Raw genomic sequence first — 12632 nt, 5'->3', positions numbered from 1 at the left:
CGTCACGGCAGCAACCCTACGGCAGCGGCCCCGCCGCGCCACCCGCGACGGGGCCACGGGGGTCCCCGGCGGGCCGCCCCGGCAGAGAGCCGTGGCGGGAGCGGCGGAACAGCTCGGGCAGCCAGCCGAGCGCGCCGACCAGCAGCAGCGCCGCCAGCAGGGGCAGCCGCCACCACCAGCGCACGGTGGCCGGGGGCGGGTCCGGCTGGTCGGCCACCCAGGGGCGGGCGGTCTTCGACCAGGCGAGGAACGCGTCGCCGACCGGCAGGACGCCGATCGCGTACCGGCGGGTGGTCGGGGTGTCGACGGGCAGGCCGACGAGGTCGCCGTAGTTGGCCAGCGCGCCGGCGAGCGCGGCGTCGCCCTGGGACTGGGCCGCGCCGAGGGTGACCACGGTCGCCGACAGGCTCACCCCGAGCACCAGCGGTCCGGAGTCCACGTCGGCCGGCCCGGCCAGGCCGTCCGGGTATTCGCGCACAGCCGGGCCGAGCCCCAGCGGGGACGCCACGAACCGGTCCCGGAAGGTCAGGTACTGCGCGCGGGCGAACGCCGGGTCGACGTCCACCAGGAACCGTTGGATGACGCTCTGGGAGGTGGCGCGGGCCACCTCGGCCGGCGCCCCGGTGACCGGGTCGACCCGGTGCGGCAGCAGGCCGGTACGCGGGTCGAGGCGCTGCCGCACGCCGTCCAGCCAGCGGGCCACCGTGCCGGCGAACCGGGGCGGCGGCGGGGCACCGGGCGGGGCCTCGGTGGACGGCGCGCCGGGCGATGGCGCACCGGGCCGCACCGGATCGGGCGGCGGCGCGCCGGAGGGCAGCAGCGCGTCGTGCAGCCGCAGCGAGGCCACCGCCACGGTCGAGTCGACCGGCCACGCCTGCCCCGGGTACGCGGCCAGGTACGGCGTGCCGGACGCGTCGAACGCCGTCCCGATCGCGGCGGACGCCTCGGCGAACCGGGCCACCTCCGCCGGGTCCCGCCGGTCGGCCGGTTGCAGGGCGAGGATGCCGCCGCGCAGCCAGTTCGTCCAGCCCTGCCAGAAGATCCCGTACGCGGGGGTGAGGCCGGGGTCGAACGGGGCGGTGCCGGCGGGCGACTCCAGCCGGGCCAGCGCCCAGCGCGCCTCCCGCAGCTCGCCGGCCCGCCGCCCGGCCGGCTTGCGCAGGCCCAACTCGACGCGGGCCAGCCCGTACAGGGCGTGGGCGAAGAACCAGCCCTCCGGGAACAGCGCCTGGGCGTCCTCGCCCGCGCCGTCGTCGAGGGCGGCGCGCAGGAAGGCGAGCTGCCGGGCCACCCCGGGCGGCTCCCCGTCCGGGCCGGCGGTGGCCGGGACGACGAGGCGGGCGACCCCGAGGAGGGCGGCGGCGGTCAGCAGCACCGCGCACACGCGACGGACGATCCCCATCCCGCCAGCGTGCCCCACGTGATCAAGAGATCAGAGGCGCAGCAGCATGCGGGTGTTGCCGAGGGTGTTGGGCTTGACCCGTTCCAGGTCCAGGAACTCGGCGACACCCTCGTCGTACGAGCGCAGGAGCTGCTCGTACACCGGCTGCGGCACCGGCGCGCCGTCGATCTCGCGGAAGCCGAACGAGCCGAAGAACCGCGTCTCGAAGGTCAGCACGAAGATGCGGGCCACCCCGATCTCCCGGGCCGCGTCGATCAGCTCGCCGACGATGCGGTGCCCGATCCGCCGCCCCCGGTACGCCGGGTCGACGGCCACGGTGCGGATCTCGGCCAGGTCCTCCCACATCACGTGCAGCGCGCCGCAGCCGACGACGGTGTCGGCGTCTGCCGCGACCCGGAACTCCTGCACGTCCTCGTAGAGGGTGACCGTGGCCTTGCTGAGCAGCCGCCGGTCGTCGGTGTAGGTGTCGACGAGCCGCCGGATGCCGCGCACGTCGGAGGTGCGGGCGCGGCGGACGAGAACGGTGTCGGTGGTCATCTCACCCCGCCGCCGGGACGTCCACGCACGGCCCGGCCGCCCACCACTTCTCCACCAGCGCGAGGGTCTCGTCGCCGAACGGGTTGACCCCCGGGCCCGCGCCGAGCGCGTGGCCGAGGTGCACGTGCAGGCACTTGACCCTGCCGGGCATGCCGCCGGCCGACACGCCGTCGATCTCCGGCACGTGCCCGATCGCCTCGCGGCGGGCCAGGTAGTCCTCGTGCGCCGCCCGGTAGCGGGCGGCCAGCTCCGGGTCGGCGGCCAGCCGCTCGGCCATCTCCTTCATCAGCCCGGCCGACTCCAGCCGGCTGCACGCGGCCGTCGCCCGGGGGCAGGTCAGGTAGAACAACGTCGGGAAGGGCGTGCCGTCGGCCAGGCGCGGGGTCGTCTCCACCACGTCGGGCAGGCCGCAGGGGCAGCGGTGGGCCACCGCCCGGGTGCCGCGCGGCGTGCGCCCGAGCTGGGCGGCCACCGCGGCCAGGTCGGCCTCGGTGGCCGGCTCCCGCTTCGGCGGGGGTACGGAGTCCGCCGCCGGGTCGGGCGGGGGTACGACAGTCACGGTGCCCATCTTTCGTCGGTGCGCGGGAACGTCTGCGTGCGGGAACGTCTGCGTGCGGGAAGTGGCACGCTCACTGGCCCGGGCGGTCGGCGTTCGCGGCCCGCACGCTCGACCACAGGGTGTCGTACCAGGGATCGGGGGTCACCGGCCGGGCGGGGGCCTTCCCGCCGCCCGCGTCCCGGGCCGCGCCCGCCGGGTCGTTGAGCACGATCACCGGGACCTCGCCCGGGTAGACCATGTAGAACCGCTCCCGGGCCTGGATGCGGATGTACTCGTCGTCGCGCCACTTGGCCGCCTCGGCGGCGCGCTCGGCGATGAGCTGCCGCTGGGCGGCCTGGGCCGCCTCCATCCGCTCGATGTCCGCCTGCTGGTCCAGATAGACCCGGACCGGATAGGTGTACGCGAGGGCGAGCGCGATGAGCACCGCGAACAGCACGGTGGCCCGGCCGGTGAAGCGTCGGGGGTGGGGTGCGGAGAGCCGCTTGACCGTGCCACCGGCGGCGGTGCGCCGCGCGGCGGCGGGACGGTTCGCGGAGCGTACCGACTCGGTGGCGCGTGCCGAGCCGGGTGACCGGCCGGCGGCGCGTGCCTCCACGCGGACGCCGTCGCGGACCGACGCCCGGGCGCGGGCCCCGCCCGGCCGGCCGGACTGACCCGGCCGGCGGACGGGACGCTGACCACCCGGTGTGCGGCGCTGCTGCATCGTCACACCCCTCCCCCGAGGCCCAATGGGTGTCTCAGGCCGAACGGTAACGCGGGAACGCGCCCGCACCGGCGTACCGCGCCGCGTCGGCCAGCTCCTCCTCGATGCGCAGGAGCTGGTTGTACTTGGCCACCCGGTCCGAGCGGGCCGGGGCGCCGGTCTTGATCTGGCCGCAGCCGGTGGCCACCGCCAGGTCGGCGATGGTGGTGTCCTCGGTCTCACCGGAGCGGTGGCTCATCATGCACTTGAAGCCGGCCCGGTGGGCCAGCTCGACCGCGTCGAGGGTCTCGGTCAGCGAGCCGATCTGGTTGACCTTCACCAGCACGGCGTTGGCGGCCTTCTCGGCGATGCCCCGGGCGATGCGCTGCGGGTTGGTGACGAACAGGTCGTCGCCGACGATCTGGATCCGGTCGCCGATCGCCGCGGTCAGGGTGGCCCAGCCGCTCCAGTCGTCCTCGGCCAGCGGGTCCTCGATGGACACGATCGGGTAGTCGCCGACGAGCTTGGTGTAGTAGTTGCTCATCTCCTCGGCGGACTTCGCCGCGCCCTCGAACGTGTAGGTGCCGTCGTCGAAGAACTCGGTGGCGGCCACGTCCAGGGCGAAGACGATGTCGGTGCCGAGCCGGTAGCCGGCCTTGTCGACCGCCTCGGCGATCAGGTCCAGCGCGGCGGCGTTGGTGGGCAGGTTGGGGGCGAAGCCGCCCTCGTCGCCGAGGCCGGTGGAGAGGCCCTTCTTCTTCAGCACCGACTTGAGCGCGTGGTAGACCTCCGCGCCGGAGCGCAGCGCGTCGCGGAAGGTGGGCGCGCCGATCGGCGCGATCATGAACTCCTGGACGTCGACGTTGGAGTCGGCGTGCGCGCCACCGTTGAGGATGTTCATCATCGGCACCGGGAGCAGGTGCGCGTTGGGGCCGCCCAGGTAGCGGAACAGGCTCAGCTCGGCGCTGCCGGCGGCGGCCTTGGCCACGGCCAGGGACACGCCGAGGATGGCGTTCGCGCCCAGCTCGCCCTTGTTGTCCGAGCCGTCGATGTCGATCATCTTCTGGTCGATCAGCCGCTGCTCGCTGGCCTCGTAGCCGATGAGCTGGTCGACGATCTTGTCCTCGATGTTGGCGACGGCCTTCTCGACACCCTTGCCCAGGTAGCGGTCCTTGTCACCGTCGCGCAGCTCGACCGCCTCGAACGCGCCGGTGGAGGCGCCGGACGGCACCGCGGCGCGGGCGATCGTGCCGTCGTCGAGCCCGACCTCGACCTCGACCGTGGGGTTGCCCCGCGAGTCGAGAATCTCCCGGGCGACGATTCCCTCGATGGTTGCCACTGAGTCGCTCCTCGTTTGTGTGGTTCCGGTCCGGTATGGGCCGCGACGGTGCGGCTGAGGCAGGTGTTGAACGCAGCGTATCGGGCGACGGCGCGGCGCACCGCGTCGCCCGGCGCTTCCGGCGGGACGGTGCGGGTCGGACATTCCCGGATTCTCGGCCCTCAACCGGCAACGGGTTTGCGCGACGTGGACCCGATCGACAAGGCTGGTGGCCATGCCCGCCGCCTCGACCACGTTCCGCGCGCTCGCTCTGTCGGTCATCGCGTCACTCTCGGTCACCGGCTGTCAGGCCCTCGACGACGCCGGTCAGGCGGTCGGGCGGTCGGACCTGGTCAACGACTTCGCCGCCCGGCTGGACCGGGCGCTCGAACTCACCTACTCGGCCGAGTACCAGCTCCCCGGCGGCCGGACCGCCACCATCGCCCAGGCGCAGGACCCGGCCCGGTCGGCGTACACCTGGCCGGGCGGGAAGTTGACCGTCACCGCCGACGCCACCGCCCGCTGCGAGACCGGCACCGCGAAGGCCGTCTGCACGCTGCTCGCCCCGCCCCCGCCGAACGCGCGGCCGTCGGTCGAGCTGTTCACCGAGGCGAAGCGGCGCGGCCTGGTCACCCCGCCGGTGGTGGTCGGGCTGCTCACCGAGGCCGCGCTCGACCCGCAGGCCGTCATCAAGGAGACCGATACCACCCTCGCCGGGCACCACGCCGCCTGCGTGGAGGTCAAGCGCTCGGCCGGCGACTTCACCGCCTGCATGACCACCGAGGGCGTGCTCGGCAGCTTCACCGGCAAGGTGGACGGCACCCCGATGGAACTGGCGCTCGACCGCTACACCGACACGGTCGACGGGGCGAGCTTCGAGCTGCCGGCCGGCGCGGGTGTCGTGGACCGCCGCACCGCCGACTCGTGACGGAACACCCCGCGGGCGCGTTCGTGGCGGGGGCACCGCACGACGGCCCGCCGCAGCCCGGTGACCTCGCCCTCGTGGTCTCCGGGCGGAAGCTGCTGACCGGCCCCGACGGCCACTTCCCCCGCGTCGGCGAGCTGCCCGCCGGCACCGGCTGGGTCCCCCTCGGCACGCTCGACGGCGTGCCCGCCTGGGGCGCGGACGCGACCGACGACCAGCCGCCGGAGGGCAGGTGGCGCAGCTGGCGGTCGCTGGCCGCCGCGCTGCCCGCCCCGCTGGCGGACCTGGCCGGCCGGGCGCTTGCCGTGCTCACCTTCCGCCGCACCCACCGCTGGTGCGGGGCGTGCCGGGCCGAGCTGGCCGACGTGCCGGGCGAGCAGTCCCGCCGCTGCCCCGGCTGCGACCTGTACGTGCCGATCCGGCTCTCCGCCGCCGTCCTGGTCGCCATCACCCGCCCCGGGCCGACCGGCGGCCCCGACGAACTGCTGCTGGTCCGGCACGCGTCCGGGCCGACGGCGCTGTGGGCGCTGGTCGCCGGGTTCGTGGAGGCCGGCGAGTCGCTGGAGGACGCCGCGCGCCGGGAGGTCGGCGAGGAGGTGGGGCTGGGCCTCGGGCGGCTCACCTACTTCGGCAGCCAGCCGTGGGCGCTGTCCGGGCCGGGCGTGCTGCTGGCCGGGTTCACCGCGACCGCCGCCGACACCACCGCCGAGCCGGTCGTCGACGGTCGGGAGCTGACCGAGGCCCGCTGGTTCCCGCTCGACCGGCTGCCGGCGGAACTGCCGCCCGCGTACTCCATCTCCCGCTGGCTCGTCGACCACGTCGCCGCCCGCCCGGCGGGCTGACCGCCCCGGCACCGGGGGCCGTCCGGCCCTGACCGCGCCGGCCCGTCCCGACGGATGCTGACCCGGGCGGCCCGCCCACGGTGTGCAATGGCGGGAGGACGAGGTGGGGGCGGTGGCGGTGCACGCGACCGGAGCGGCACGGGACGAGGGGTGGCTCGCGGCGACCGACGCGGCGGCGCTGACCGTCGCCGACGCCCTCGCCGCCCTCGGCGGCGACCCGCAGGGCCTGACCCCCGACGAGGTACGCCGACGGCGCGACCGGGTCGGCCCGAACGCGGTACGCACCCACCGGGTGTCCGCCGTCGCCGTGCTGGCCCGCCAGTTCCGCTCGGCGCTGCTCGGCCTGCTGCTGGCCGCCGCGACGGTCTCGTTCTTCGTCGGCGAGCGCACCGACGCCGTGGTGATCGGGGTGATCCTCGCGGTCAGCGTCGGCCTCGGCTTCGCCAACGAGTACCGCGCGGAGCGGGCCGGGGCGGCCCTGCACGACCGGGTCCGGCATGTCGCGTCGGTGGTGCGCGCCGGCCGGGTGGAGACGGTGGACGTCGTCGACCTGGTCCCCGGCGACGTGGTGCGGATCGGGCTGGGCCAGGTCGTCCCGGCCGACCTGCGGCTGATCGAGGCCCACCGGCTGGAGTGCGACGAGTCGGCGCTCACCGGCGAGTCCACCGCCGCCGTCAAGGACACCGCTCCGGTGCCCCCCGGCACGCCGCCGGACGACCTCGCCTCCTGCGCGCTGATGGGCACCGTGGTGCGGGCCGGCTCGGGCGTCGGCCTGGTCGTCGCCACCGCCGGGCACACCGCGTTCGGCCGGATCGCCGTCGGGCTGGGCACCCGGCACGGCGAGACCGAGTTCCAGCAGGGGCTGCGCCGGTTCTCGCTGCTGCTGGCCCGGGTGGCGGGCGTGCTCACCGCGCTGATCTTCGTGATCAACCTGGTGCTGCACCGGCCGGTCATCGACGCCGTGCTGTTCAGCCTGGCCATCGCCGTCGGCATCACCCCGCAACTGCTGCCCGCGATCGTCACCGCCAGCCTGGCCGCCGGCACCCGCGCGCTGGCCGCCCGGCGGGTGCTGGTCAAGCGCCTGGTCTGCGTGGAGGACCTGGGCAACGTCGAGGTGCTGTTCACCGACAAGACCGGCACGCTGACCGACGGGCGGCTCACCCTCGCCGAGGCGCTCGGCCCGGACGGCCGCCCCGCCGACCCGCCCGACGCCGCCGCCCCGGACGCCGCCCGGCCGCCCGACGCCGCCGGCCCGCCGGACACCGCCGGCCCCGGGCCGCTGCTCGCCGGGCTGCTGGCCAACGAGTCCGGGCCGGACGGCTCGGACGGCAACCCGCTGGACCGGGCGCTCTGGCAGGCCCCGGCCGCCGCCGCCCAGCCCGTCGACGCGTACCGGCGGGTGGCGGTGCTCCCCTTCGACCACCAGCGCCGCCGGGTCAGCGTCCTCGTCGACGGGCCGCACGGGCGGCTCCTCGTCACCAAGGGCGCGGCCGAGGAGCTGCTGGCGCTCTGTGTGGACGTACCGCAGCAGGCGCGGGACGCCCTCGACGCGCGACTGGCCGACGGCGGCCGGGTGGTCGCGGTGGCCAGCCGGCCCGCGCCCGACCTGGCCGGGCTCGACCCGGCCGACGAGCGGGACCTGCGCCTCGCCGGCCTGCTGGTGCTGCGCGACCCGCCGAAGGCCGACGCGGCGGGCGCGGTGCGCCGGCTCGCCGCCCTCGGCGTCACCGTCAAGGTGATCACCGGCGATCACCCGGCCGTCGCGGTGCGGGTCTGCGAGCAGCTCGGGCTCCCCGTGACCGGGGTGCTCACCGGGACGGACCTGGCCCGGCTGGACGACGCGGCGCTGCCGGCGGCGATCGAGCGGGCCAGCGTGTTCGCCCGGGTCTCGCCGGAGGACAAGGCCCGGCTGGTGCGGGCCCAGCGCACCGCCGGCCGGGACGTGGCGTTCCTCGGCGACGGCGTCAACGACGCGCTCGCCCTGCACGCCGCCGACGTCGGCATCTCCGTCGACACCGGCACCGACGTGGCCCGCGACGCCGCCGACGTGCTGCTGCTCGACAAGGACCTCGACGTGCTCGCCGACGGGGTCACCGAGGGCCGGCGGATCTTCGCCAACACCATCAAGTACGTGCTGATGGGCACGTCGAGCAACTTCGGCAACATGTTCAGCGCGGCCGGGGCCTCGGCCTTCCTGCCGTTCCTGCCGATGCTGCCCGGGCAGATCCTGCTCAACAACCTGATCTACGACCTGAGCCAGATCGCCATCCCCACCGACCGGGTGGACGCCGACCAGCTCGCCCGCCCCGCCCACTGGGACGTGCGGGAGATCCGCCGGTTCATGCTGACCTTCGGGCCGCTCAGCTCGCTGTTCGACTTCCTGGCGTTCGCCCTGCTGCTCGGGGTGCTGCACGCCGGGCCGACGGAGTTCCGCACCGGCTGGTTCGTCGAGTCGCTGGCCACCCAGACCCTCGTCGTCTTCGCCATCCGCACCCGGGCCAGCCCGTTCTGGCGCAGCCGGCCCAGCCGGCCGCTGCTGGTCGCCGCGCTGGCCGCCGTGGCGGTCGCCTGGCTCATCCCGTACCTGCCGGTCGCCGGGCCGCTCGGGTTCAGCCCGCTGCCGCCGCTGTTCGTGCCGGTGGTGGCGGCGCTGACCGTGGCGTACCTGGGGCTGGTGGAGCTGGCGAAACGGACCCTGTTCGCCTCCTCGGACCTGCTCCGCCCGCCCGACCGGGCCCCCGGCCCTGCCGGCCCGCCCGGACTGCCCACGCCGCCCGGCCCGCGCCGCTCGCCGGAGGCGAGCCGACGCCGGCGCACCCACCGGCGGGCGGGTCGCTTCACCACCCGCTGAGCAGGGTGCGGAGGTGGCGTGGGGGCGGGCAGTCGTGGGCGAGCATCGCGTCGTGCCACTCGCGCACCGACACGCCGGCCGGGCGCAGGGCGGCGATCTCGGCGACCTCGCTGTAGCCCACGAAGTAGGTGGAGAGCTGCGTGGAGGTCAGCAGCGCCCGCCGCCACTTGCCGGCCGCCTCGCCCTCCTCCTGGAAGCCCCGGCCCGTCATCAGCGCCATCGCCTCGGCCTCGGACAGGTCGTCGCAGTGCACGAGCTGGTCGAGCAGGGCGTTGATGGTCATCCGCAGCTGCATCTTGAGCTGCTGCAGCCGCACCGGCAGCCCGCCGTAGCCGAGGCCGGCCATCAGCTCCTCGGTGTAGACCGCCCAGCCCTCGACGAACGGGCCGGACCTGGCCAGCGCCCGCACCCGGGTCGGGCCGACGTGCCGGCGGGCGTGGGCGAGCTGGAGGAAGTGCCCCGGCATCGCCTCGTGCACCGTCAGGTTGCGGATCATGTGGTCGTTGTATTCCCGGTAGAACGACTCGACCCGGGCCGCCGGCCAGTCGGCCGGGGTCGGCGCGATGCAGTAGAACGTCGGCACGGGCGCGATCTCCAGCGGGCCGGGCGAGTCGCAGTAGGCCACCGCCACGCCCCGGGCGAACTCCGGCATCTCCTGGATCACGCACGGGTCGTCGACCAGCGTCACCAGGTCGTGCGCCCGGACGAAGTCCGTCGCCTCGTCGAGGGTGACCGAGGCCAGATCCACGATCGTGTGGTCGTCGGGGTGCTCGGCGGCCAGCAGGTCGAGCGCCCGGCGCACGGTCTCGTCGTCGGCCGGGCCGCCGACCAGCTCGACGGCCGCCTCGCGCAGCTCGGCGGTGACCCGGTCGAGGTTGGCCCAGGCGCGACGCTGCACCTCGGCGGCGCCCAGCTCGGTGTCGAGCGTGTGCCACAGCCGGGCCTCCCAGCGCCGCCGGCCCAGCCTCGGGTCCCGCCCCGGGCCGGCGTCGGCGGCCAGCCCGGCGCGCAGCCACGCCACGAACTCGTCCAGCGCGGCGATCGCGGCCGTGGCGGCGGGCTCCACCCGGTCGTGCAGCCCCGGCTCCTCGGCGAGCAGCCGGGGCACCTCGTCGCGGACCAGGGCCGCCGCGCCGGTGAACTGCCCCACCGCCGTCTCGGCATGCACCCGGGGCACGTCCCGCAGCGTCGCGCGCGCGGTCGCCAGCGCGTCCGGTACGGCGGCGAGCCGCCCCGCCAGGCTGGTCAGCCGCACGTCGGCCGGGGCGAACGGCCGGGCGAGCAGGGCGTGCAGCAGCGGGGCCGGGTTGTGCCGCAGCGGGTCCCACTCGTGGCTGCGGATCTCGTCGGACTCGAACAGCTCCCGGTCGACCAGGGCGGTGAGCAGCGCGTGGTCGACGCTCTCGTCGGTGTCGAGGGAGTCGGGGTCGATCTCGGAGAGCACGTCTGCCGCGTCCCTCAGCATCGCCTGGTCGGCGGCGACCGCCTCGGCGGAGACGTCGGGCAGGCGGTCGTCGTAGCGGTGGTCCCCGGCGGAGGTGGCCAACCCGGGCCGGCTCTCCAGCAACGCCTCGACGATCCGCTCGGCGAGCGGCACGAACGCTTCCATGGCCCGAACCCTACCGACCACCCCCGACACCCGCTCCCCGACGAGATCTTGGTGCGGAACGGCCCCGCTGGAGGCACTTCCTATCAAGATTCGCGAGCGGGCCGGGTCAGGGGTGGGTGGTGGTGCGCTCGGCGGCGCGGATCGCATCGGCGTACGCCTGGGTGGCGCGGCGCAGCGCCGCCTCCGGGTCCAGGTCGGCGGCCCGGGCCGCCGCCACCGCGGCCAGCAGCTCCGCGCCGAGCCGTGCCTCCGCGCCGAGCCGTGCCTCCGCGTCCGCCGCCGGCAACGGGACCGTCAGGCCCGCGCGCCCGGCCCGGTCGAGGATCTTGGCGGCCAGGGCGAGGGCGGGCAGGCTCGGCGCGATGCCGTCGAGCACGGAGTCGCGGGCCTTCTCCGCCCGCTTGATCCGCTCCCAGTTGGCGGTGATCTCGTCGAGCGTCGTGGCCCCGTCGTCGGCGAAGACGTGCGGGTTGCGCCGGATCATCTTGTCCACCAGGCCGCCGGCCACGTCGTCGACGGTCCACCGTGCGCCGTCGGGCAGCTCCTCGGCCATCCGCGCGTGCAGCAGCACCTGAAGCAGCACGTCGCCCAGTTCCTCGCGCAGCGCGTCGGTGTCGTCCGCGCCGATCGCGTCGTACGCCTCGTAGCACTCCTCGATCAGGTAGCCGGCGAGGCTGCGGTGCGTCTGCGCCCGCTTCCACGGGTCGCCGCCCGGCGAGGCCAGCCGGTCCATCACCTCGACCGCGTCGAGCAGCCGGGCGCCCGGCGGGTCCCACGAGCCGTACATCAGCTCCAGCTCGGCCAGGCCCGGCTCGCGGGCCAGCCGCAGGCCCAGCTCCCGGGCCAGCGCCTCGTCGCCGGCCGGCCCGGCCAACCAGACGACCGCGCCGTGCGCCGCCGCCGCGTGCAGCAGCGCCGGCACCGCCGGGCCGTCGGGCACGGTCACCTCGGCGCCCGCCGCGCGCACGGCCGCCGTCAGCTCGCTCTCCGCGCCGGCCAGCACCGGGTTGCCGCGTACGACGTCCCAGGCCGCCGCCGTCAGCAGCCCGACCGGGAGCCGGGGCGAGGTGACCAGCAGGACGACCCGGGCGGTCATCCCTGGGGCGCGGCCGGGGCGCTCGGCTCCGCCGGGGCCTGCGGGGTGGAGATGTCGGTCACCGGGCCGTTCTGGTTGATGTACGGCAGCGAGTAGAAGACCAGCGACTGGCCGGTGCTGACCACCGACGGGACGCCGACCGGCCGGAACCGGGGGTTGATCGACGCGCCCGCCTTCTCGGCCTCCTGCTGGAGGGCGTTGCTGAGCGCGGTGGCGGCCCGCACGAAGCCGCCCTGGCTGCCGGGGCCGCCGCTCTCCCCGAACGCCTGCCGGACCTGCGCCACGGTCATCCCCGGCTGGATCGCCCCGGTCTTGGCGATGGCCTGGTAGACCGCCATGACCGCCTCGTCGCTCACCTCGGCCGTGGGCAGCTTCGCGCCGAGCGCGCCGGAGATGTCCACCCACTCGCCCCAGAGCTGGACGTACTCGGTGGAGGCCGGCATCTGGAGCTGCTGCTCCAGCTGCTCCGGCTTGACCTCGTCGGCCACCGTGACGCCCTGCTCGGCCACCACCCGCTTGCCCAGCTCGATGCTGACCAGCAGGTTGAGCACGTCCTGCCGGGTGACCGAGGAGCGCAGCTGCTCCGGCGACGGGGTGGCCCCGCCCTGCCCGGCCTGCGCCCGGATCGCGTCGGCGTACTTGGCCTGGGCTTCGTCGTAGATCTCGTCCACCCGGTCGACGGAGTACTTCGCGTCGCCGACGTACGCGGCGACGTCCGGCGCGGCCTTCCCGCACGCGGCGAGGGAGAGGACACCGAGGGCCGCGACACTGGCGGCGGCGATGAGACGGCGAGCACGCATGACCGTCACTC

General features: G+C 75.6%; 11 protein-coding genes. 3 read left to right on the top strand and 8 right to left on the bottom strand.

The genetic code is table 11. The features are described from left to right. Positions 1-16: 16 nt before the first annotated feature. The 5 genes from TK50_RS06535 to eno all read right to left on the bottom strand — a co-directional run bounded on the left by TK50_RS06535 (position 17) and on the right by eno (position 4519). Positions 17-1402: a hypothetical protein gene (locus TK50_RS06535; protein WP_043961924.1), complete on the bottom strand. Its 1386-nt coding sequence runs from the start codon at positions 1400-1402 to the stop codon at positions 17-19. 30 nt (positions 1403-1432) lie between these two features. Next, entirely contained in the window at positions 1433-1939 is a 507-nt protein-coding gene (locus TK50_RS06530) for an amino-acid N-acetyltransferase (RefSeq protein WP_043961923.1), read from the bottom strand. Between the two features lies 1 nt (position 1940). Next, the gene (locus TK50_RS06525) at positions 1941-2498 is read right to left on the bottom strand and encodes a DUF501 domain-containing protein (protein ID WP_043963962.1); all 558 of its coding nucleotides are present in this window, start codon (positions 2496-2498) and stop codon (positions 1941-1943) included. Between the two features lie 70 nt (positions 2499-2568). Beyond that, entirely contained in the window at positions 2569-3201 is a 633-nt protein-coding gene (locus TK50_RS06520; RefSeq protein ID WP_043963959.1) for an FtsB family cell division protein, read from the bottom strand. Positions 3202-3235: 34 nt separating this feature from the next. Then, positions 3236-4519, bottom strand: a complete 1284-nt coding sequence (gene eno / locus TK50_RS06515; RefSeq protein WP_043961922.1) for a phosphopyruvate hydratase — start codon at positions 4517-4519, stop codon at positions 3236-3238. A 214-nt stretch (positions 4520-4733) separates the two neighbouring features. Between eno and TK50_RS06510 the strand changes: the two genes are divergently transcribed. The 3 genes from TK50_RS06510 (at position 4734) to TK50_RS06500 (ending at position 9116) form a co-directional block, all read left to right on the top strand. Beyond that, the gene (locus TK50_RS06510; RefSeq protein WP_043963957.1) at positions 4734-5426 is read left to right on the top strand and encodes a hypothetical protein; all 693 of its coding nucleotides are present in this window, start codon (positions 4734-4736) and stop codon (positions 5424-5426) included. Then, positions 5423-6265, top strand: a complete 843-nt coding sequence (locus TK50_RS06505) for an NAD(+) diphosphatase (protein ID WP_043961921.1) — start codon at positions 5423-5425, stop codon at positions 6263-6265. Before TK50_RS06510 ends, TK50_RS06505 begins: the two co-directional genes overlap by 4 nt. Before the next feature lie 112 nt (positions 6266-6377). Then, positions 6378-9116: a cation-translocating P-type ATPase gene (locus tag TK50_RS06500; protein WP_199485974.1), complete on the top strand. Its 2739-nt coding sequence runs from the start codon at positions 6378-6380 to the stop codon at positions 9114-9116. Here TK50_RS06500 and TK50_RS06495 read toward each other — a convergent pair. The 3 genes from TK50_RS06495 to TK50_RS06485 form a co-directional block, all read right to left on the bottom strand. Then, positions 9103-10725, bottom strand: coding sequence for a DUF885 domain-containing protein (locus tag TK50_RS06495; protein WP_043961919.1), 1623 nt, complete (start codon positions 10723-10725; stop codon positions 9103-9105). The genes TK50_RS06500 and TK50_RS06495 overlap by 14 nt on opposite strands. Before the next feature lie 106 nt (positions 10726-10831). Continuing rightward, positions 10832-11821 carry a nucleoside triphosphate pyrophosphohydrolase gene (locus TK50_RS06490; RefSeq protein WP_043961918.1) on the bottom strand — a complete coding sequence of 330 codons (990 nt, stop codon included), beginning with the start codon at positions 11819-11821 and terminating at the stop codon, positions 10832-10834. Next, positions 11818-12621: a SurA N-terminal domain-containing protein gene (locus tag TK50_RS06485; RefSeq protein WP_043961917.1), complete on the bottom strand. Its 804-nt coding sequence runs from the start codon at positions 12619-12621 to the stop codon at positions 11818-11820. The genes TK50_RS06490 and TK50_RS06485 overlap by 4 nt, the downstream gene beginning before the upstream one ends. Positions 12622-12632: the final 11 nt, after the last annotated feature.

The sequence above is a fragment of the Micromonospora haikouensis genome (assembly GCF_000876225.1).
GTDB classification, from domain to species: Bacteria; Actinomycetota; Actinomycetes; order Mycobacteriales; family Micromonosporaceae; genus Micromonospora; species Micromonospora haikouensis.
This window is presented reverse-complemented; position numbering and strand designations above follow the sequence as displayed.